The following is a 19659-nucleotide window of genomic DNA, read 5'->3' as shown; positions in this document are numbered from 1 at the left end:
GCCCTGGTCCCGGCCTTCGGATTCGCGACGGCCCTGGGCGGGGAGACCACCTCGATGGGGTAGCGTTCGGCCATGGCTGGAGCACTGTGCCCGGGGTCGTTCGACCCGGTGACCAATGGACATCTCGATGTGTTCGCGCGCGCGGCAGCGCAGTTCGACGAGGTGGTGGTGACCGTCGTGGTGAACCCCAACAAGCAGGGGATGTTCACCGTCGACGAGCGCATGGAGTTGATCCGGGAGGTGACCGCGTACCTGCCCAATGTCCGGGTGGAATCGTGGGGTGGCCTGCTCGTCGACTTCGCCAAGCAGCAGGGCATCACCGCGATCGTCAAGGGCCTGCGCGACGCCACGGACTACGACTACGAGCTCCGCATGGCGCAGATGAACCGCAAGCTCACCGGCGTGGACACCTACTTCATCGCCACCAATCCCCAGTACAGCTACGTCTCCAGCTCTCTGGTCAAGGAGGTCGCCTCCTACGGCGGTGACGTCTCCGACCTGCTGCCGCCGGTCGTGCACAAGCGGCTGCTCGCGCGCATCGCTGAACGCAAGGGCTGAGCCGAACGTAGAACCCCACACCCGCGGGACCGCAACCCCTTACGGCCCCGCGGGCCCGGTGGCGTCACAGAGCGTGAACCGGTAGCGCGCGCGGCTCCGGCGCCGGGGCCGGATCGATCCGGCCGTAGGGCCGGGGACGGTTGGTTGCGAGGGCCTCGCGGAGTCGATGCGCCGGGGTGCCCCGGACGAGGTCGTCCCAGGTCCACCGGATCACCTCGAAACCCAGTGTGCGCAGGTAGGTTTCGCGGACGCGTTCCCGATGGATCGCGGTGGCGATGTCCTGCCCCGGGCGCAACAGACGACCGTACTCGGTGGGGCCGTCGAATTCGCAGAGCACACCCGCGGATTCGTAGTAGAAATCGACCCGCGCCACGAACCGCCCATCCGGCGTGAACACATTGCCCTGGGACGAGGGCAGCGGTAGCCCGCCGCGATGAATCATGCTGCGGCTGAGCGACTCCCCGATGCTCTGACTGCGCCCGTCGAGCATCCCCACCACCCGCTTGGCCTGATTGATCCCATACCGACCCTTGGCCAGCGCGAGCTCCGCCTCCAGCTCCTCGGCACCGAGCCCGAAGGCCCCGGCCAGTGCGTCCCCCGCCACCACCGCCGCCTCGAACGACAGCGTCAACGCCAGATCCACCACCGTCCGCGCCGGGGCCGTCACCAGCACCCCCTCCACCTCCACCGCCGAATCCACCGGCGACCCATGCACTTTCGCGAACCCCCTGGTCCGCCCACCCCCACGCCGATTCCTCGTCAGACACACCCGATCCAATGGCGCCCGCCACAGTCGAGTCCCATAAAGCACAGCCGCCGACTGATGACTCACCACCGTCCCCGCCGCCTTCTCCGCCAGCACCGCATGAATCAACTCCCGATGCTGCTCCCGCCGATCCAACGCCGTCGGCATCGCGCCGTGCCCACTCCCACGCGGAACGCCACACCCCTCGAGCAGCGCACGCCGGGATTTCACCGCATCGCACCGCTTTCCGCCTCCGGCCACCGCGACCTCGGCGTTCGCGGTGGTCATTCGCCCTCCTTGCGGGGGCGGGGCGGCCGGTGGTGACGTACGCAGGAACCACAGGCGCGGCCGGGTGGGCGTTGGGGGCGTGGCCCCGGTGTATCGCGTCGTCCCCCAAGGCATCCGCGGCCACTGATCATGTCGGAACCCCTTTCGTCCATCGGATGCTTACTTGGACGCGGGGCTGCTCGGGTGGGTTCCACTTCTTCCGGAAACGACGAAACCTCGCACCGAGCGCCGGATTTCGGTCCGGCGGGAGTGCGAGGTTTCGGGGAGGGGCTCAGAAGACCCAGAGGCGCAGGGTGAGGAATCTCATGGTGCCGACCGCGGCGGTAATGGCCAGGACGGCAAGGGCTTCGGCGATATCGCCCATGCTGGGCGCGGTCACCTCGAGGATGGCCAGGCCACCGGCGGTGATGGCCAGTCCGGCCAGCGCCAGCGCGCCGCCCTCCAATTGCGCTGTGTACCAGCGCACCCGACCGGCGGCGTGGAAGGTGAGGCGACGGTGCATCTCATTGGCGAGGGCGGTGCTCACAATGGATCCGGCCAGGTTGGCCAGCTGCGGCCCGCCGCCGTAGAGGGCGAGGAACAGCAGGATGTAGCCGACATTGCTCAGCCCGCCGACCAGGGCGAACCGAATCAGTTGTGCGAAGGCGGCTTCGCCGCGCAGCCAGGCGCCGAGTTGCCCGAGCCAGCGGGACCAGGTCGTGTACAGGGCCTGCGTTCCATAGGCATAGGTGCTCACCAGACCGGGCACGGACGCTGTGGTCCGCTCCGTCATCTCGTAGACAGCCATTGTCATTCCCCATCCGAACACGTCGGTGTCGGCCTGCCGCCGCCGAAAATTCTCCCGGGCCAGCGTCACCGACCGACACCTTCTTGCCTAACAAAGGTAACACGAAGTGGAGTGGTTCCCTCCACTTGTTTTTGTGGTCTGTGAGACAGTCCATGTTCCGGAAAACCCGCGACACGCCGTGTCGGACCTTGTTGACAGCGCTGAGATTGGCAGACTGGCTGCAGCGGAGAGTCTCGCCGTGAGTCCTGGCAGGAGAGTGGGGTAGCACATGTACCGGGTATTCGAAGCGCTCGACGAACTGGTGGCCATCATCGAAGAGGCCCGCGGCATCCCGCCGACCCGCAACTGCATCGTGCCGCGCGGTGAGGTGCTGGAACTGCTCGACGATGTCCGCGAGGCGCTGCCCGGCGAGCTCGACGACGCCCAGGACGTGCTCGATCACCGCGACAAGATCGTCACCGACGCCCGCACCGGCGCCGAGACCACCGTCAAGACCGCCAATGAGCAAGCGCACCACACGGTTTCCTCCGCCCGCGACGAGGCCGACCGCATCCTGGCCGACGCCAAGGCGCACGCCGACCGCATGGTCGCCGAGGCCCGCGCCCACGCCGAGCACCTCGTCGCCTCCGCGGAAGAGGAGGCCGAGCGCACCGTCGCCGACGGCCAGGCCGAATACGACTCCCTCACCGGCCGCGCCCGCGCCGAGGCCGACCGCCTGGCCGCCGCCGGCCAGGCCTCCTACGACCGCTCGGTCGCCGAGGGCAAGGCCGAACAGGAACGCCTGGTCTCCCAGACCGAGGTGGTCCGCGCCGCCCACGCCGAATCCGCCCGCCTCATCGACAACGCCCAGGCCGACTCCGACCGCCTGCGCCAGGAATGCGACGACTACGTCGACGGCAAGCTCGCCGACTTCGAGGAGACCCTCTCCAATACCCTGCGCATCGTCGGCCGCGGCCGCCACCAGGTGCGATCGGGTACCTCGATTCCGGATTACGCCTCCGAGTTCCGCCGCTAGATAGCACCGTCATTCCGGCGTGCTTTTGGCCGGAATCCACTGTGGATCCCGGCCAAAACCATGCCGGGATGACGGAGTAACCCAATTTGGGCCGCAAGCGGGGCTTTCGGTATTGTTGGGTGGTTGCCCATTCCCCGCCGAGCGTTAGGTGTTGTCCCGAATGTCCGCCGATTCCGGTTCCGAGTCGCGTCCTCGTCGTCAGCAGACGTTGAAGGACGGCGGTTTCGTGCTGGATGTGCGGAGCCTCGGACGCAAGCCCGGCACGATGAAGCAGTTGCATCGCACCGTCACCACCGAGGACCGGATCGGCCTGGAAATGGTCGGAATCCCGGTCGGCGCGCAGGTCGAGATGGATCTCACCCTGCAGTCGGTCTCCGAGGGCGTGCTGGTGATGGGAACGGTCGACGCACCCATCGAGGGTGAATGCTCGCGCTGCCTGGAACCGTTCACCGACGAGATCCAGTTGCAGCTCACCGAACTGTTCGCCTACCCGGACAGCGCCACCGACCAGACCACCGAGGAAGACGAGATCCACCGTCTCGTCGACGACATGATCGACCTCGAGCCGGTCGTGGTGGACGCCGTCGGCCTGGAGCTGCCGCTGCAGCCGCTGTGCGAGCCGGATTGCGCCGGTTTGTGCCCGGAATGCGGGGTCAGGATGGCGATTGCGGGTTCCGGCCACGGTCATGAGATACTTGACCCTCGCTGGGCCGGGCTCGCCAAGTTCAACGCTGAGTCCCCCGACGCAAACCCTGAGTCTTTCGGCTCGGAAGCAGTGTCGGACCCATCAACCGATTCCACCCTTGCGGGACACAACGGTGCCGCAAGTAAGACAGAGGAGAGCTAGTCGTGGCCGTTCCGAAGCGCCGGATGTCCCGTGCCAACACCCACGCGCGTCGCAGCCAGTGGAAGGCCTCCGCGCCGACCCTGATCACCTGCCCGAACCGCGCCTGCGGCCAGAAGACCCTGCCGCACATCGCGTGCCCGTCCTGCGGCACCTACAAGGGCCGTCAGGTCACCTCCGCGATCTGATTCGCGTTAAAGCGACCGTGACCGCCAGCAAGGATGCGGCGGATATTCCCGCCGTAGGTGATGCAGCCGACCATGCCAGCCTGCTCGAGGCTCTCGGCGTGGACGTACAACCGGAGCTTCTGCGCCTAGCGCTGACGCACCGGTCGTACGCCTACGAGAACGGTGGCCTGCCGACCAACGAGCGCCTGGAGTTTCTGGGCGATTCGGTGCTCGGACTGAGCATTACCGAGCGCCTCTATCTGGAGCACCCGGACAAATCCGAGGGCGAGCTGGCGAAGCTGCGCGCGAGCGTGGTCAACATGCACGCGCTGGCCGAGGTGGCCCGTTGTCTCGGTGAGGGCGGTCTCGGCCGTCACCTGCTGCTCGGTAAGGGCGAGGAGCTCACCGGCGGCCGGGACAAGCCGAGCATCCTCGCCGACGGTATGGAGTCGCTGCTGGGTGCCGTGCATCTGCAGCACGGCATCGATGTGGCACGCACCGTCGTGCTGCGGCTGTTCGCCGATCTGCTCGAGCGCGGTCCCCGCATGGGGGCCGGGCTCGATTGGAAGACCAGCCTGCAGGAGCTGACCGCCGAGCGCGGCATCGGCGTGCCCAGTTACGAGATCACCTCCACCGGACCCGACCACGACAAGGAGTTCACCGCCACCGCGGTGATCGGCGGGAAGGGTTACGGCCAGGGGGTGGGCCGCTCCAAGAAGGAAGCGGAGCAGAAGGCCGCGGGCGCGGCCTACAAGGCGTTGCACGCCGAGAACGCGCCCGAGGGTTCGGACGGCTCGAAGAGCTAGATGCCCGAACTTCCCGAGGTCGAAGTCGTCCGGCGCGGGCTCGCCGAGCATGTGGTGGGCCGCGTCCTCGACCGGGTGACCGTCAAGCATCCGCGCTCGGTGCGCAGGCATGTGCTGGGCGGGGACGATCTCGCCGCCCGTCTTGCCGGTCTGCGTGTCGAAGATGCGCAGCGGCGCGGAAAGTTCTTGTGGCTCACCTTCGATGAGCCCGATACCTCCCTCGTCGTGCATCTCGGCATGTCCGGGCAGATGCTGGTGCAGCCCGCGACCGCGCCGCTGGAGAAGCACGCGCACATCATCGCCACCCTCGACGACGGGAACGAACTGCGGTTCGTGGACCAGCGCACCTTCGGTGGCTGGCAGCTCTCGGATCTGGTCGAGGTGGACGGCACCTGGGTGCCCGAGTCCGCGGCGCACATCGCGCGCGATCCGCTGGATCCGCTCTTCGATGCCGACAAAGTCGTGAAGACGTTGCGCGGTAAGCAATCCGAGATCAAGCGGCTGCTGCTGGATCAGACCGTCGTGTCCGGGGTCGGCAACATCTACGCCGACGAGGCGTTGTGGCGGGCCAAGATTCACGGCGAGCGCCCCGCGGCCAAGCTGACCAAGCCCGCGCTGGCGAATCTGCTCGCCGAGACGCAGCACGTCATGGGCGAGGCGCTGCAGGCCGGCGGCACCTCCTTCGACGCGCTCTACGTGAACGTCAACGGCCAATCCGGGTACTTCGAGCGCTCGCTCAACGCCTACGGGCGCGAGGACGAGCCCTGCCGCCGCTGCGGTGCGATCATGCGGCGGGAGAAGTTCATGAACCGTTCGTCTTTCTCCTGCCCGCGCTGTCAGCCCCGCCGGCGCGGCTGAGACCAGCAGGTTTTCTTCCCGGTCGGCCGGGGTGACGGTGGCCTAACCTCCCTACCGATGCCGATGAAGCGCTACCTTTTTCATTAGCGGCATGCAGTTGTGCCGACCGGAGGAAATTGATGCGCAAACTGACTTACTACGTCGCGGCCACCATCGACGGATTCATCGCCACCGATGCGGGCTCGGTCGACTTCTTCCCGGTCGGGGGTGACCACGGGCCAGCGATCATCGCGCAGTATCCCGAGACCCTCCCGACCAAGGTGCGTCAGGTGTTGGGCGTCGACAAACCCTGCCGGAACTTCGACACCGTCATCATGGGCCGCAAGACCCACGACTTCGGCGTCCGCACCGGCACCTCCAGCCCGTATGCGCACCTGCGGCAGTTCGTGGTCTCGACCACACTGCCGGAGCACCCGGCCCCGGATGTGGAATTGATCTCGGAGAATCCGCTCGAGCGGGTGCGAGAACTCAAGCGCGAGAAGGGCCTCGGCATCTGGCTCTGCGGCGGCGGCGAACTCGCCCAGTCCCTGATGCCCGAGATCGATCAGGTCTTCCTGAAGCTCTACCCGATCGTCCTCGGGCACGGCCGCCCGCTCTTCGGCACCGGCTCGCGGCTCCCGGAACCGTCCAAGTTCCGGGTCATCACCAGTCGCGTCTTCGAGGACGGCGTGGCCTTCATCAAATACGGCCGCGTCCGCTAGAGGATCGCGACCGCCACCACCAGGCCGATGGCGACGTGGGCGGCGGAGACGACGACGGCCTCGGTGCTGAATTCCGGATTCTTCAGCACCGCGCCGATGTCGATGCCGAGCACGAATTCCAGCACGCGCACGGCGATCACCTGGGCCACGATGCCGACCAGGCCGTAGACGGTGGCGGCGATCAGGCCCTCGGAGAGCTTGCCCGCCTGCGCGAAGATGGCCAGCACCACGATGAACGCCATGCTGACGATGGCCGCCGCGCTGACGATGATGGCGTTCGGCAGCCCGCGGGCCACCATGGCGCGCAGGCTGCCGGGTGTCGTCCAGTCCACGGCCTGGAAGCCGATGAGCATGAGCGCCAGGCCGAGCAGCGCGTAGAGCACGATCGCGCCCACGCCGCGGCCGAGCGAGTTCCAGTACCCCGCCTCCAGAGCGAGAGTGGTGATCATCGGTGATCCTCCGTGGGAGTCGTGTGGGTGGTCATTGCGGTATGCGGTGCGGGACGAACGTCGAGGTGTCGTCGGTGATGAGGCCGACGGTTTCCCGGATGCCCAGTCCCGCGGAGGTGTCGCCCACGATCCAAGCACCCAGCACCGGCCGCATGCCGTCGAATTCGGGCAGCGGGTCGAGCAATTGGTAGACGAAGCCCTCTTCGCCGTAGACGCCGCCGGTGGCGGTCTCCAGGCCCGCGCCGACGATGGTCATGTTCGCACCCTCGCGGCCCAGTTTGGGCTTGCGGATGTACTCGGTGAGCTCGTGCGGGTCGTCGAGGTAGGCGGGCAGCAGGTTGGGGTGGCCGGGATACATCTCCCACAGCACGGCCAGGATGGCCTTGTTGGAGAGCAGGGTCTTCCACAGCGGTTCCACCCACATGGTTTCCGGCAGCGACCCGACCACGCGCTTGCCGAAGTCGTCGTCGAGGGCCCACTCCCACGGGTACAGCTTGAAGATGGCCTCGATGGGGGCCTCGGCCAGATCGACGAAACGATCCAGCTCCGAATCGAATCCGACTTCCTCGATGGGGAGGGCGACGGTGTCGAATCCGGCCTCGGCGGCGGTCTCCTGCATATAGGCGGTGGTGACATTGTCCTCACCGGAGGCGTCCGAACCCGACCAGGTGAAGTGCAGTTGCGAGCCCGGCAGCGTGTCGCGCAGTTCGCCCCAGCGCTCGACCAGCTTCTCGTGCAAGGAGTTCCACTGGTCGTCGTCCGGATGGGTGTCGGTCAGCCAGTGCCACTGCACGATTGCCGCCTCCAGCAGGGAGGTGGGCGTATCGGCGTTGTACTCCAACAGCTTCGCCGGTGCGCGGCCGTCGTAGCGCAGGTCGAAGCGGCCGTAGATGTGCGGGTCGGAGCGGTGCCAGGACTTCTTGATCGGCTCCCAACTCCATTGCGGCAGACCGAAATCCGCGAAACGCTCGGTCACCACGACCTGTTCGACGGCGTGCAGGCACATGGTGTGCAGCACCTCGACCTGGGCCTCCATGGCCAGGATCTCGTCCATATCGAACTCGTAGTGCACCGATTCGTCCCAGTAGGGACGGGGCTGACCGTTCCCGTACTGCCCCGGCGACCCGAAAACCAGACCCTGCCCCTCGATGATCCGCTGCCAACCCGGCCGCGGAGTGCTGCGCACTCGCCGCACTAAGAACCTCCACCTACCCGCGCGCCGAGCCCGCCGCGCTGAATCGTGCTGCCGCTCTTGGTCTTGATGGTCGCGCCCTTCGGGGCCACGGTGGTGCCGCCGACCGGCGCGTGCCCGATGGTCTGGCTGGGGCCGCCGTAGTAGTAGCGGTAGGAGTGTCCGGCGAGGAAGAAGAAGCCGGGATTGATCCCGCTGTTGCCGTGACTCTGCGCGTCCGAGCAGTAGTTGTCCGGGACGACGATCTCCTGATTGTCCTGCGTGGCGGTCACCGTCTGCCCGTTGCCGGTGGGCACGACCTCGCCCTTCTTGGCGACCACGGTGCAGGTGGCGGTCACGTCGGGCCCGTTCCACGCGGAGGCGACCAGGTACCCGCCGCCGACCAGACCCGCGATGCCGACCACGGCCGCACCGCCGATGAGGATGCGCTTCTTCTTGCGCTGCTTGGCCTCCGCGGCCTCCGCTTCGGCCTGTGCCTGCTCCTCGGCCCGCTTGCGCGCCTTCTCCCGAGCCCGCGCCTCGGCCACCGTGGGCGGCCGCGGCTGCGTGATCCCCGCCTCCTGATTGACGATGCTCCCGCGCCGCGGCGGCACCGCGGGCACCGGCGGAGCCTCCGGCTCCAGCGACGGCACCGGCATGGTGAACGGCGGCTCGACCCCCGCCACCCCGGGCTGCTCGCCGAGAGCGCCCGATTCGGTCGGCAACGGCAGCGTGGGTTGATACGCGCTCGGGTTCGGGGGTGGGTAGCTCGGCGCCGAACCGCTGAAGGGAGCCCAGTCGATGCCGCCCGGGCTCTCCGGAGTGTCCGCTGCCCCGCCCGCACCGGAAGTGCCCGCGCCGGTGGCCGATTCGGTCGGCAATGGCAGCGTCGGCTGGTGGCCGCCCGGCTCGGGGACCTCGAACCGCACCGTCGGCTCATTGCCGCTCGCGGGCGGCGCAGCCTCACCGCTCGCAGGCTCGGTATCACTGCTCGTGGGCTCGCTGCCACCGCTCGCGGCCGCGGCCTCGAGCTCCTCCGGATATGGCGGGAGGGGATGGTGCTCGTAGACCAGCTGGGCGGGATCGGTTGGCGGAGTGGGGGTTTCGGAGGGGTGCGCAGGGTCGGGGGAGTTGCGGTCCGGGGTGTTGTCCGGGCCACCGGGGCGGTCACTGGGCATTGGTCGACTCCGTGGGCTTGCCGCTCGCTAGCGTTCTTCGAATCCTGACATGCCGCCCTGGGCGGTGTTCCAGTCTTCCACCACCAGGTTTACCCGGCCCGGTGTAGTACCGGAACGTAGCAGGTCGAGGAGCGTTTCGCAGCGATCGCGGGGTCCTTCGGCGACGACGTGTACGCGGCCGTCGCGATGATTGCGGGCGTAGCCGGTCAGGCCCAGCTCCAGGGCGCGCGATCGGGTCCACCAGCGGAACCCGACACCCTGGACGTAGCCGTGCACCCAGGCGCTGAGCCGAACCGTCTCCGAGCTCATTCGTCGATTCGGAAGGTCAGGTTGACGGTGGTCCCGGCCTTGAGGGTGCGGCCGACGGTGCACACCTTGTCGACGGCGCGCTGCGCGGCGACCAGCAGGCGTTCGCGAGCTTCCGGTTCGAGTTCGCTGAGATCGAGTTCGAAGGACTCGGTGAGTTCCGGGTACACCTCGTTCTCGCGGTCGGCGTCGCCGGAGACGCGCACGGTGGCGTCGAAGCTGTCGCCGAGGCGGCGCGAGAGGGTGAAGTCGGCGCTGAGCCCGGTGCAGCCCGCGAGCGCGATCTTGAGCAGCTCACCCGGGGTGAACGCGCCCGGCACGCCCGCGGACGCGATCGACACCTCGGCGCCGCGGTTGTTGCGGCCGGTGTAGGCGCGGGTGCCGGTGCGTTCGGCCCACAGTTCGACCGGCTCGGCGGCCGGGTCTGCGGTAGCGGTCTGCGGTGCGGCGGTCTGTTCGGACATAGGAAGATCCTCCCATTGAGTCACCCGGGACAACCATCTGGTTGCCGCTCGTTCGGAACGTCGAGGCCGTCAGCGGAATTCCGCCACCAGCTCCGGTGTGACGTCCTTCAGGCTCTCGGCGACGGCCGACGCCAGCGCGATGGCATCCGCGGCGGGCGGGTACTTCGGATGCGGCACGGCGATGACCGTCATGCCCGCGGCGTGCGCGGCGCGCAGGCCATTGCTGGAATCCTCGATCGCCACGCACAGTCCCGGATCGATGCCGAGCCGCGCGGCCGCCTCGAGATAGCCGTCGGGCGCGGGCTTGCCGCGCTCCACCTCCTCGGTCGAGACCGTGGCCGCGAACAGCTCGGTGACCCCCATGTGATCGAGCACCACGTCGATGAGCCGCCGCGGCGAGGAACTCGCGAGCCCCAGTGTGTAGTCCGCGGACAACCGGCGCACGGTGTCCACGGCATCGGGCATGAGCGGCAGATGCTCGGCATAGCGAGCGGCCATGCGCGAGATCACATCCTCGGCCACCTCATCGGGCGTGCGCCGACCGTCGAGCAGATCCTCACTGGTGTACTCCGACCATTCGGCGGTGCTCATCCCCATGAACCGATCCTGAGTGTCGGGCAGCCACCGCCCGTCCAGTTCGGCGATGTACTCGCGCCGCACCTCCTCCCAGATGGGCTCGGTATCGATGAGCACACCGTCCATGTCGAACACGATCGCGGCAATCGGCATGGCCTCCATGGTGGTTCATCACCCTGCGCGCGGGGGACGGGGGTCCCCGCGAATTCACTGACATCGTGTCCACTGACTGGGATGTTTGTCAGTAGCGGGTTTTCAAGGGCCGCTTACCCGATTAGCGTCCAAAATGAAAGACGCAGACCCGCAAGTGAATACCGAGGTGAACCGTGGGCGCGGTGACCGACATCTACGATCCCGATCTCTACGTGGCGGGGCCGATCCACGAGATCCTCGCCGAATTGCGGCGCACCGATCCCGTGCACTGGCAGGAGATGCCGGGGGAGCCGGGGTATTGGGCGGTACTCAAGCACGCCGATGTGGCTCACGTGGCACGCAATCCGCAGTTGTTCTCCGCCGAACAGCAGGGCGTGATCCTGGAGAATCAGCCGCCTGAACGGCTCGAGCAGACCCGGAACATGCTGTTGATGATGGATCCGCCGCGTCACACCGAGTACCGCAGGCCGCTGGCCGAGCATTTCAAGGCGCGGGTGATCGGGGAGATGGAGGGGCGGATTCGGGAGTTGACCCGGGCGCTGCTCGAAAGCGTCGACGGCGACGTGGAATTCGTGCACGAGGTGGCGGGGGTGCTGCCCAGTCAGGTGGTGGGCGGGCTGTTCGGGATTCCGGAGCAGGATTGGCCGAGCATTCGGCAGTGGGCCGAACAGTCCACCAGCCAGCAGGACCCGGAGCTGGTCGGGGATTTCGACGTGACGGCCGAGCTCACCAAGATGGCCATCTACGCCATTCAGTTCTCCATGGCGCGGCGTGAGCAGGAGCCGAAGGCCGATCTCACCTCGCTGATCCTGGCCGGGGAGTTCGGCGGAAAAGCCATGTCGGACCTGGAGTTCGGCAGCTTTTTCACCCAGCTGGTCACGGCGGGCAACGACACCACCAAGACCATGCTCTCTTCGGGTCTGCAACTGCTGCTGCGGCATCCGGACCAGTTGGCCGCGCTGCGTGCGAACCCGGCGCTGATTCCCGGTGCGGTGGAAGAGATCCTGCGCGTCGCCAACCCGATCCACTACTTCCGCCGCACCGCCACCGCCGACACCGAGATCCGCGGCGTCCCCATCAAGGCGGGCGACAAGGTGGCCATGTGGTACACCTCCGCGAACCGCGACGAGGACGTCTTCGCCGACGCCCAGCGCTTCGATATCCGCCGAAACCCCAACCCCCACTTGTCCTTCGGTCTCGCCCAGCATTTCTGCCTCGGCGTGCACCTGGCCCGCCTGGAGGGCCGCGTGTTCTTCGAGGAACTGCTCGGCCGATTCGCGGAGATCGAGCAGATCGGCGACGCCCGGCGCATCCGTTCCAACCTCAACAATGGCCTCAAGTCGCTGCCCTTGCGTTTGACGCGCTGACTCGCAGCCAATGTTCGCGCGCGCATCACCGGGTCGATGCGTGGCCGTTACCCGCGACCGCCAACCTTTCCGGGATCTCGGCACTCCTTCAGAGGGCCGGATGCTTGGAATGGAGTTGAGTCAGGTGCGCAGGACGGGCTATCGGCTGGCGGCGGCCGGTGCGTGTGCGGTGGTGGGGCTGGCGGTCGTCGGCTGCGGGAGCAGTGGCGATTCGGCCAAGCACGATCAGCATGTGCTGCTGTTGTCGGTCGACGGCATGCATCAGTCGGATCTGGCCGACTATGTTGCGGCGCATCCGGATTCGGCCATGGCCAAGCTGGCCGCGCGCGGCGCGCAGTACACCAACGCGCAGTCCCCGGCCCCGGCCGACTCCTTTCCGGGCCTGATGGCGCTGCTCACCGGCGGCAGCCCCAAGACCACCGGCGTCTACTACGACGACACCTGGGCCCGCGATCTGCTCCCCGAGGAGACCAAGGACTGCGCCACCGCCAAGAAGGGCGCGCAGGTCCCGCTGACCGAGGAGATCGACAAGAAGACCGACGACCTCGACGGCGGCCAGGGCCTGTCCGGCCTGCCGGGCGGCATCCTGGCCATGACCGATGACCCGTCGGCCGTGCTGGACGAGTCGAAGCTGCCGGTCGATCCGGCCACCTGCAAGCCGATTTCGCCGTCGGACTACCTGAAGGTGAACACCGTCTTCTCGGTGGTGCACGCCGCCGGTCAGCGCACCGCGTGGTCGGACAAGCATCCGGCCTACCAGATCGTGAACGGCAAGGGCGGCCGCTCGGTCGACGACCTGTTCACCCCCGAGATCGACAGTAAGTCGCCCAAGGGCGCGGCCTGGACCAAGGATCTCGACGCCGTCAAGCAGTACGACACCTACAAGGCCGACGCCATCGTCAACGAGATCGGCGGCAAGGACCACTCCGGCACCAAGTCGGCCGCGGTGCCCGCGCTGTTCGGCATGAACTTCCAGGCCGTGTCGGTCACCCAGAAGCTGCCCGCGAGCAAGGGCTACACCGCCGACGGCAAACCCGGTGCGGCACTGAGCGCTTCGCTGGACTTCGTGGACCAGCAGCTGGGACGTTTCGTCGGCGCGCTGGACAAGGCGGGCCTGACCGACAAGACCACGATCGTGCTGACCGCCAAGCACGGCCAGTCGCCGATCAAGCCCGACGCCCTGACCCGGGTCGACGACAAGCCGCTCATCGACGCGGTGAACAAGGATTGGGCCGCAACCCATCCCGAGACCCCGAAGCTCATCGCGCACTCCCTCGACGACGCCGCCCTGCTGTGGTGGCTCACCGACCGCTCCCCGGAGGCCACCGCCTTCGCCAAGCGAAAGGTGCTGGAGTTCAACGGAACCGGCACCGACATCAACGGCAACCCTAAGCCGTTCACCGCGTCGGGCGTGGACCAGAACCAGGTCTACGCGGGCGCCGACGCCGCCAAGTACTTCGGCGCGACCACCGACGACCCGCGCGTGCCCGACCTGTTCGCGGGCACCAACGGCACCGTCTTCACCGCCGGCAAGTCGAAGATCGCCGAGCACGGCGGCACCAGCCCCGACGACCGCCACGTCGCCTTGCTGATCGCCGGTTCCTTCATCTCCAAGCACGATGTCCCCGACCAGGTCTCGACCACCCAGGTGGCCCCCACCATCCTGTCCCGCCTCGGCCTGGACCCCGACAAACTCGACGCCGTGAAATCCGAACACACGGCGGCCCTGCCGAGCTAAAGGGTCCTACCAAGATCAGGGAGCTCTCACCGCGGAATTCTGTCCGGTTCCGTGCAGTGGGAGCTCCCTGATCTGTCTGTCTGCGGGCTCGGACCAGCCCCGTCATTCCGGCGCGCTTTTGGCCGGAATCCATTGCGGCTGGGTGGATCCCGGCCAAAAGCATGCCGGGATGACGAGGGTTGGTGCTTGTGCCGGGATGACGTGGGGGCGTTTTACGACTGGAAGCGGTAGCCCATGCCGGCCTCGGTGAGGAGGTGTTTGGGCTGGGAGGGGTCGTCTTCGAGTTTGCGGCGTAGTTGGGCGAGATAGACGCGCAGGTAGTGGGTTTCGGTGGCGTAGGACGGGCCCCAGACCTCGCGGAGGAGTTCGCGGCGGCCTACGAGTTTGCCCTTGTTGCGGACCAGCATCTCCAGGACGCCCCATTCGGTGGGGGTGAGGTGGACGTCGTGGCCGTGGCGGATCACCTTCTTCGCGGCGAGATCCACTGTGAAGGAGGCGGTTTCGATGACCGGCTCGGCGGTGTCGGAGGTGTTGGACGAGCGGCGGACGGCGGCGCGGAGGCGGGCCAGCAGTTCGTCCATGCCGAAGGGTTTGGTGACGTAGTCGTCGGCGCCGGCGTCGAGGGCCTCCACCTTGTCGGAGGAGTCGGTGCGGGCGGAGAGCACGATGACCGGGGCGGTGGACCAGCCGCGCAGGCCCGCCAGCACCTCGATGCCGTCCATATCGGGCAGGCCGAGGTCGAGAATGATGACGTCCGGATGCTTCTCGGCGGCCGCGCGCAGGGCCGCGCCGCCATTGGCCGCGGTGGTCACCTCGTACCCGCGGACCGACAGATTGATGCGCAGGGCGCGCAGAATCTGTGGTTCGTCATCGACCACAAGCACTTTGGTCGGCGCTGCCGCCGCGTTCGTCACCCGTTCTCCTCTTCCGTGCCGGCGGGGTCGTCGCCCGCCGGCAGATCGATCACCATGGTCAGACCGCCGCCGGGGGTGGGCTCCGCGTGCACGGTGCCGCCCAGGGCGTCCACAAAACCGCGCACCACCGACAGCCCGAGTCCCACGCCGGTGGAATTGTCGCGGTCTCCGAGCCTCTGGAACGGCTCGAACAGTTGATCCTCCTGGCCCGAGGGGACGCCCGGACCCGTATCGACCACCGTAATCGCCACCCGGGCGCCGACCTGCTCGGCGCCGACCCGCACCACCGAATCCCGCGGCGAATACCGCACCGCGTTGTCGATGAGATTGGCCAGGACCCGTTCCAGCAGACCGGGATCCGAGCACACCGAGACGGTGTCGACATCCACCTTCACCCGGTCCATGGTGGTGCGGCGCATGCCGCGGGTGCCCATGCCCATGAGCGCGTGATGCACCACCTCGTCCAGGTACACCTTGCGCACCTGCGGCTTGATCACGCCGACCGCGAGCCGCGAGGAGTCCAGCAGATTGCCGACCAGGGCGGTCAGCTGATCCACGGATTCCTCGATGGTCTCCAGCAATTCGGCGGTGTCCTCGGGGGAGAACTCGACATCGTCGCTGCGCAGGCTCGACGCCGCGGCCTTGGCGGCGGCCAGCGGGGTGCGCAGGTCATGGCTGACCGCGGAGAGCAATGCGCGGCGCAGCTTGTCGGCCTCCATCACCGCCTGCGCGGCGCTGGCCTCCTCCTGCAGCTGGGTCTGATGCACCAGTCCCGCAGCCTGATTCGCGACCGCGCGCAGCACCAGGCGGTCACCGGAGTTCACCGGACGCCCGCGCAGCAGCAGCCAGTGCATGTCATCGCCTGCCTCCAATGCGGTGAGCGAGTCGTCGACCTTGGACGGCGGGTTCTCGCCGGCCGAGGCGACCACCTCGTCGTCGGCGATCAGGCTGACCGCCTCTTGACCCCAGGTCTCGCGGGCGCGTTCGAGCAGATCCTGCAGATCCGCGCCGTGCAGCACCGAGCCCGCGAACAGGGCGAGCAGTTCGGCCTGCCGGGATGCCTTGCGCGCCTCTCGGGTTCGCTTGGCCGCCACGTCCACCAGCGCCGCCACTGCGACGGCCACGATCAGCAGCACCACGATGGTGAGGAAGTTGTCGAGCTGGTCGATGGTCAGGCTGTAGCGCGGATCGGTGAAGAACCAGTTCAGCAGGATGCCCGACAGAATCGCCGACAGCGCCGCCGGAGCCACACCGCCCAGCAGCGAGACCGCGATGACGCCGATGAAGAACAGCGCGCTCTCACCGCTGAGATCCAGCAGCCGGTCGAGCCAGAAGTAGATGACGGCGCAGATCGCCGAGGGCACCACGAACGCCGCCGACCAGGAGGCGACCTTGCGCTCCCCGCGGGTCAGCGCGGACCAGCGAAAGCCGCTGCTCTTGTTGGATTCCTCGTGGGTCACCATGTGCACGTCGATCTTGCCGGACTCCTGTACCACGGTCGCGCCGATGCCCTCGTCGAGCATGCGCGCCCAGCGCGAGCGCCGGGAGGTGCCCAGCACCAGCTGGGTGGCATTGACCTGACGCGCGAAATCCAGCAGCGCCGAGGGCACGTCCTCGCCGGTGACGGTGTGCAGGCTGGCGTCGAGGCTGGTGGCCAGATCGCGCAGGCGGGCCAGGCGCTGCGAGGACACCCCGGCCAGGCCGTCACCGCGCACGATGTGCAGCACGATCAGCTCGGCGCTGGACTTGGCGGCGATGCGGCTGGCGCGGCGCACGATGGTCTCGGATTCCGGGCCGCCGGTCACCGCCACCACGACGCGTTCGCGGGCCTCCCAGGTTTTGGTGATCTTGTGGTCCTCGCGGTATTTGGCGAGGGCGGCGTCCACCTGATCGGCCAGCCACAGCAGCGCCAGCTCGCGCAGTGCGGTCAGATTGCCGGGGCGGAAGTAGTTGCGCAGGGCGGCGTCGACCTTCTCGGCGGCGTAGACATTGCCGTGGGACATCCTGCGGCGCAACGCTTCCGGCGTGATGTCGACCAGCTCCACCTGATCGGCGGAGCGAACCACCCAGTCCGGCACGGTTTCCCGCTGCACGATGCCGGTGATCTGCTCGACCACATCGTTGAGGCTCTCGAGGTGCTGCACATTGACCGTGGACACCACATCGATGCCCGCGTCCAGCAGTTCCTGCACGTCCTGCCAGCGCTTCTCGTTCTTGCTGCCCGGGACATTGGTGTGCGCGAGCTCGTCGACCAGCACCACCGCCGGTCGCCGCCGCAGCACGGCCTCGGTATCCAATTCCGGCATGGTGGTCCCGCGGTACTCGACCATCTTCGGCGGGATGCGTTCGATGCCGGCGAGCATCTCGGCGGTCTTGGACCGGCCGTGGGTCTCGACCACCGCCGCGACCACATCGCGACCCCGCCCCAGGCGGCGTTGCGCCTCGGAGAGCATCGAGAAGGTCTTGCCCACACCGGGGGCAGCGCCGAGGTAGATGCGTAGTTGGCCGCGTTTCACTCGTCCATCATCGCGCGAGGTGCGCGGATGCCCTGCTGCGCCGTGCGGATCGGTGCGCGTTTGCCCTCGCTGGCCGCCAGGACGCGCAGCGTCAGCGCGCAACCGAGGAACCCGAAGATCACCATCAGGGTGACGGCGATATGCGGCACGGCTTCTCCTTACTTATGGGGTGGTTCTGTGGCATTCGCATTCATACCTGCTGTGCAGGTCGGATAGCCGATCCTGACGGTTTCTTTACGGCCGTGTCCCGCGATGTTGACGGCATCCGAGCGGGCTGTATCGGACCGTCCGGTACGAGATCTCGCGTGGCGGGGTCGGCGACCTTAAGCTGCACACCGTGAGTTCCGGGCGGGCAATGGTCGACGGGCGTTTCGAGTTGATCGAGCCCCTCGGTAGCGGCGGCATGGGCACGGTCTGGCGCGCCTACGACATCGCGCTGCATCGTGAAGTGGCGTTGAAAGAGGTGCGCGCCCAGGGCGATGAGGGCAGCAACGCGGAAGTGCAGCGCGAACGCGTGCTGCGCGAGGCCCGCGCCCTGGCCCGCATCACCCATCCGAACGTGGTGGCCATCCACCACATCGTTGACTCTCCCGCCGAGAAGCATCCGTGGATCGTCATGGAACTGGTCGCGGGCGGCTCGCTCGCCGACCGCATGGCCGAGGGGCCGATGCCGCCCGCACAGGCCGCCTGGATCGGCCGAGGCATCCTCGCCGGACTGCGCGCGGCCCACGCGGTCGGCGTCCTGCACCGCGATGTGAAGCCCCCGAATGTGCTGCTGCGCACCGACGGTTCCCCCGTCCTCACCGACTTCGGCATCGCCGCCGTCAACGATCTGACCGGCCTCACCTCCACCGGCAGCGTCGTCGGCTCGCTGCCGTATGTCGCCCCCGAACGCCTCCAGGGCCACGAGGGCAACCCGGCGTCGGACCTGTGGTCCCTCGGCCTGGTCATGTTCGCCGCCGTCGAGGGCTACCAGCCCATGCGCCGCGACACCGACGTCTCCACTCTCGCCGCGGTTCTCATGGGCGCGGTCCCACCCCCGCGTCAAGCCGGTCCCCTGACCCCGGTCCTCCAATCCATCCTGGTCCCCAACCCGGGCCACCGCCCACCCGCCGACCAGGTCGACCGAATGCTCGCCCAGGTCGCCGCCACCGGCGACACCGCGCCGGAACATCCTGTGTACCAGCAGTATTCGGGCCCGCAGACGGTCACCTCGCCCCAGGACTTTGTACCACCCCAACCGTTTTCGGCCGCACCGCAGCAGTTTCCGACCGCGCCCCAGCAGTTTCCGACCGCGCCGCAGTCCCAGGGTTTCGCGACGGTCCAACAGCCGCAGGGATTCACCGCGCCGCAGGCATATCTCCCCGTCGACAAGCCTCCTGTTCCCGCTGCGCCGCAACGGAATTCCCGCCCATGGATCCTCGCCGGTGCCGCAGCTCTCGTCGCCGTGGCCGTAGTCGCCGCGATCGCCCTGTGGCCCTCGTCCTCCTCCGGCGGCCTGGGCCAATCGGGCCTGCCGACCGATCCGCCCACCGGCATCACCCTGCCCAGCGGCATCATCGCGCCCACGGTGATCAGCCCCACCACCGCGAAGGGCGCGGCCGCCGTCGACCTGCTGACTCCCGACGGCATGCGCAAGGCCGTAGCGGCCCTCGAAAAGGCTTCCGGCGGAAAGCAGTTCGCGGAGACCACCATCTACCCCGAATACGTCGTCGCCGAGGCGCCCTTGCCGGATCAGCCGAAGCACTACGACGAGCTCACCTACCGCGACGGCGCGGTCAAGCGCCAGACCGGCGGGCAGCTCACCGACGCCACCCTCGAGCTGAGCTCCATCAACTGGGACATCCTGCCCGCCCTGCTGGCGGCGGCGAACCAGAAACTCGAGGTGCCCAACCCCACGACGCGCTACATAATCGTCGACACCGCCGGCACTTTCACCGACGGTGTCCCGTGTCTGCGCGTGTACATCTCCAACGCCTACGGCGACGGAGGCTACGTTTCCGCCGGCCTGGACGGCACCATCAACAAGACCTACAAGAAGTAGGCCCGGCAACGGTG

At 67.8% G+C, this 19659-nt stretch carries 21 protein-coding genes; 10 read left to right on the top strand and 11 right to left on the bottom strand.

Annotated features, from left to right (window positions below; translation table 11 throughout):
- Window positions 1-72: 72 nt before the first annotated feature.
- Entirely contained in the window at window positions 73-558 is a 486-nt protein-coding gene (gene coaD, locus ON43_RS24250; protein ID WP_040811048.1) for a pantetheine-phosphate adenylyltransferase, read from the top strand.
- 64 nt (window positions 559-622) lie between these two features.
- On the opposite strand, the gene ON43_RS24245 is transcribed toward coaD, so the two are convergent.
- Both ON43_RS24245 and ON43_RS24240 read right to left on the bottom strand, forming a co-directional pair.
- Window positions 623-1591 (bottom strand): putative endonuclease domain-containing protein, encoded by a 969-nt coding sequence (locus ON43_RS24245; protein WP_051179078.1) that lies wholly within the window; start codon window positions 1589-1591, stop codon window positions 623-625.
- A 271-nt stretch (window positions 1592-1862) separates the two neighbouring features.
- Window positions 1863-2384 carry a GtrA family protein gene (locus tag ON43_RS24240; protein ID WP_444543743.1) on the bottom strand — a complete coding sequence of 174 codons (522 nt, stop codon included), beginning with the start codon at window positions 2382-2384 and terminating at the stop codon, window positions 1863-1865.
- Window positions 2385-2646: 262 nt separating this feature from the next.
- Between ON43_RS24240 and ON43_RS24235 the strand changes: the two genes are divergently transcribed.
- The 6 genes from ON43_RS24235 to ON43_RS24210 all read left to right on the top strand — a co-directional run bounded on the left by ON43_RS24235 (window position 2647) and on the right by ON43_RS24210 (window position 6769).
- A complete protein-coding gene (locus ON43_RS24235; protein WP_040811047.1) occupies window positions 2647-3393 on the top strand; it encodes a DivIVA domain-containing protein in 747 nt (248 codons plus the stop codon).
- A gap of 160 nt (window positions 3394-3553) precedes the next feature.
- Window positions 3554-4240 (top strand): YceD family protein, encoded by a 687-nt coding sequence (locus tag ON43_RS24230; protein WP_051179076.1) that lies wholly within the window; start codon window positions 3554-3556, stop codon window positions 4238-4240.
- A gap of 2 nt (window positions 4241-4242) precedes the next feature.
- On the top strand, window positions 4243-4425 hold the full coding sequence (gene rpmF / locus ON43_RS24225; protein WP_040811046.1) for a 50S ribosomal protein L32: 183 nt from the start codon (window positions 4243-4245) through the stop codon (window positions 4423-4425).
- Between the two features lie 17 nt (window positions 4426-4442).
- On the top strand, window positions 4443-5210 hold the full coding sequence (gene rnc / locus ON43_RS24220; RefSeq protein WP_040811045.1) for a ribonuclease III: 768 nt from the start codon (window positions 4443-4445) through the stop codon (window positions 5208-5210).
- A complete protein-coding gene (mutM, locus tag ON43_RS24215) occupies window positions 5211-6068 on the top strand; it encodes a bifunctional DNA-formamidopyrimidine glycosylase/DNA-(apurinic or apyrimidinic site) lyase (protein ID WP_040811044.1) in 858 nt (285 codons plus the stop codon). It abuts the gene before it with no gap.
- A 119-nt stretch (window positions 6069-6187) separates the two neighbouring features.
- Complete coding sequence (locus ON43_RS24210) at window positions 6188-6769, top strand: dihydrofolate reductase family protein (RefSeq protein ID WP_040811043.1); 582 nt, start codon at window positions 6188-6190, stop codon at window positions 6767-6769.
- Here the strand turns inward: ON43_RS24210 and ON43_RS24205 are convergent.
- The 6 genes from ON43_RS24205 to ON43_RS24180 all read right to left on the bottom strand — a co-directional run bounded on the left by ON43_RS24205 (window position 6766) and on the right by ON43_RS24180 (window position 11066).
- The gene (locus ON43_RS24205) at window positions 6766-7218 is read right to left on the bottom strand and encodes a DUF350 domain-containing protein (RefSeq protein ID WP_040811042.1); all 453 of its coding nucleotides are present in this window, start codon (window positions 7216-7218) and stop codon (window positions 6766-6768) included. The two genes, ON43_RS24210 and ON43_RS24205, sit on opposite strands and share 4 nt — an antisense overlap.
- Before the next feature lie 31 nt (window positions 7219-7249).
- Entirely contained in the window at window positions 7250-8413 is a 1164-nt protein-coding gene (locus tag ON43_RS24200; RefSeq protein ID WP_040811041.1) for a glutathionylspermidine synthase family protein, read from the bottom strand.
- On the bottom strand, window positions 8413-9567 hold the full coding sequence (locus ON43_RS46365; protein WP_245568720.1) for a hypothetical protein: 1155 nt from the start codon (window positions 9565-9567) through the stop codon (window positions 8413-8415). Before ON43_RS46365 ends, ON43_RS24200 begins: the two co-directional genes overlap by 1 nt.
- 27 nt (window positions 9568-9594) lie before the next feature.
- Window positions 9595-9876 carry an acylphosphatase gene (locus ON43_RS24190; RefSeq protein WP_040811040.1) on the bottom strand — a complete coding sequence of 94 codons (282 nt, stop codon included), beginning with the start codon at window positions 9874-9876 and terminating at the stop codon, window positions 9595-9597.
- Window positions 9873-10337, bottom strand: coding sequence for an OsmC family protein (locus ON43_RS24185; RefSeq protein WP_040811039.1), 465 nt, complete (start codon window positions 10335-10337; stop codon window positions 9873-9875). Before ON43_RS24185 ends, ON43_RS24190 begins: the two co-directional genes overlap by 4 nt.
- Window positions 10338-10406: 69 nt before the next feature.
- Entirely contained in the window at window positions 10407-11066 is a 660-nt protein-coding gene (locus tag ON43_RS24180) for an HAD family hydrolase (RefSeq protein WP_040811062.1), read from the bottom strand.
- A gap of 182 nt (window positions 11067-11248) precedes the next feature.
- Between ON43_RS24180 and ON43_RS24175 the strand changes: the two genes are divergently transcribed.
- The gene (locus tag ON43_RS24175; RefSeq protein WP_218003350.1) at window positions 11249-12433 is read left to right on the top strand and encodes a cytochrome P450; all 1185 of its coding nucleotides are present in this window, start codon (window positions 11249-11251) and stop codon (window positions 12431-12433) included.
- A gap of 109 nt (window positions 12434-12542) precedes the next feature.
- A complete protein-coding gene (locus ON43_RS24170; protein WP_083913674.1) occupies window positions 12543-14171 on the top strand; it encodes an alkaline phosphatase family protein in 1629 nt (542 codons plus the stop codon).
- 212 nt (window positions 14172-14383) lie between these two features.
- On the opposite strand, the gene ON43_RS24165 is transcribed toward ON43_RS24170, so the two are convergent.
- From ON43_RS24165 to ON43_RS45005, 3 genes are read right to left on the bottom strand one after another with little or no spacing between them, the layout of a single operon-like run.
- A complete protein-coding gene (locus ON43_RS24165) occupies window positions 14384-15085 on the bottom strand; it encodes a response regulator (RefSeq protein ID WP_040811037.1) in 702 nt (233 codons plus the stop codon).
- The gene (locus tag ON43_RS24160) at window positions 15082-17601 is read right to left on the bottom strand and encodes a DUF4118 domain-containing protein (RefSeq protein ID WP_040811036.1); all 2520 of its coding nucleotides are present in this window, start codon (window positions 17599-17601) and stop codon (window positions 15082-15084) included. Before ON43_RS24160 ends, ON43_RS24165 begins: the two co-directional genes overlap by 4 nt.
- Window positions 17598-17750, bottom strand: coding sequence for a hypothetical protein (locus ON43_RS45005; protein ID WP_157514162.1), 153 nt, complete (start codon window positions 17748-17750; stop codon window positions 17598-17600). The genes ON43_RS24160 and ON43_RS45005 overlap by 4 nt, the downstream gene beginning before the upstream one ends.
- Before the next feature lie 188 nt (window positions 17751-17938).
- Between ON43_RS45005 and ON43_RS24155 the strand changes: the two genes are divergently transcribed.
- Window positions 17939-19645, top strand: a complete 1707-nt coding sequence (locus ON43_RS24155) for a serine/threonine-protein kinase (RefSeq protein ID WP_218003348.1) — start codon at window positions 17939-17941, stop codon at window positions 19643-19645.
- Window positions 19646-19659 lie beyond the last annotated feature (14 nt).

It is taken from the genome of Nocardia concava NBRC 100430, assembly GCF_000308815.1.
GTDB lineage: Bacteria > Actinomycetota > Actinomycetes > Mycobacteriales > Mycobacteriaceae > Nocardia > Nocardia concava.
This window is presented reverse-complemented; position numbering and strand designations above follow the sequence as displayed.

What these genes read in the sequence shown, in the direction of transcription:
- coaD (WP_040811048.1), top strand. Translation starts at nt 73, where the DNA reads ATGGCTGGAGCACTGTGCCCGGGGTCGTTCGACCCGGTGACCAATGGA.
- ON43_RS24245 (WP_051179078.1), bottom strand. Translation starts at nt 1,591, where the DNA reads ATGACCACCGCGAACGCCGAGGTCGCGGTGGCCGGAGGCGGAAAGCGG.
- ON43_RS24240 (WP_444543743.1), bottom strand. Translation starts at nt 2,384, where the DNA reads ATGACAATGGCTGTCTACGAGATGACGGAGCGGACCACAGCGTCCGTG.
- ON43_RS24235 (WP_040811047.1), top strand. Translation starts at nt 2,647, where the DNA reads ATGTACCGGGTATTCGAAGCGCTCGACGAACTGGTGGCCATCATCGAA.
- ON43_RS24230 (WP_051179076.1), top strand. Translation starts at nt 3,554, where the DNA reads ATGTCCGCCGATTCCGGTTCCGAGTCGCGTCCTCGTCGTCAGCAGACG.
- mutM (WP_040811044.1), top strand. Translation starts at nt 5,211, where the DNA reads ATGCCCGAACTTCCCGAGGTCGAAGTCGTCCGGCGCGGGCTCGCCGAG.
- ON43_RS24210 (WP_040811043.1), top strand. Translation starts at nt 6,188, where the DNA reads ATGCGCAAACTGACTTACTACGTCGCGGCCACCATCGACGGATTCATC.
- ON43_RS24205 (WP_040811042.1), bottom strand. Translation starts at nt 7,218, where the DNA reads ATGATCACCACTCTCGCTCTGGAGGCGGGGTACTGGAACTCGCTCGGC.
- ON43_RS46365 (WP_245568720.1), bottom strand. Translation starts at nt 9,567, where the DNA reads ATGCCCAGTGACCGCCCCGGTGGCCCGGACAACACCCCGGACCGCAAC.
- ON43_RS24190 (WP_040811040.1), bottom strand. Translation starts at nt 9,876, where the DNA reads ATGAGCTCGGAGACGGTTCGGCTCAGCGCCTGGGTGCACGGCTACGTC.
- ON43_RS24185 (WP_040811039.1), bottom strand. Translation starts at nt 10,337, where the DNA reads ATGTCCGAACAGACCGCCGCACCGCAGACCGCTACCGCAGACCCGGCC.
- ON43_RS24180 (WP_040811062.1), bottom strand. Translation starts at nt 11,066, where the DNA reads ATGCCGATTGCCGCGATCGTGTTCGACATGGACGGTGTGCTCATCGAT.
- ON43_RS24170 (WP_083913674.1), top strand. Translation starts at nt 12,543, where the DNA reads ATGGAGTTGAGTCAGGTGCGCAGGACGGGCTATCGGCTGGCGGCGGCC.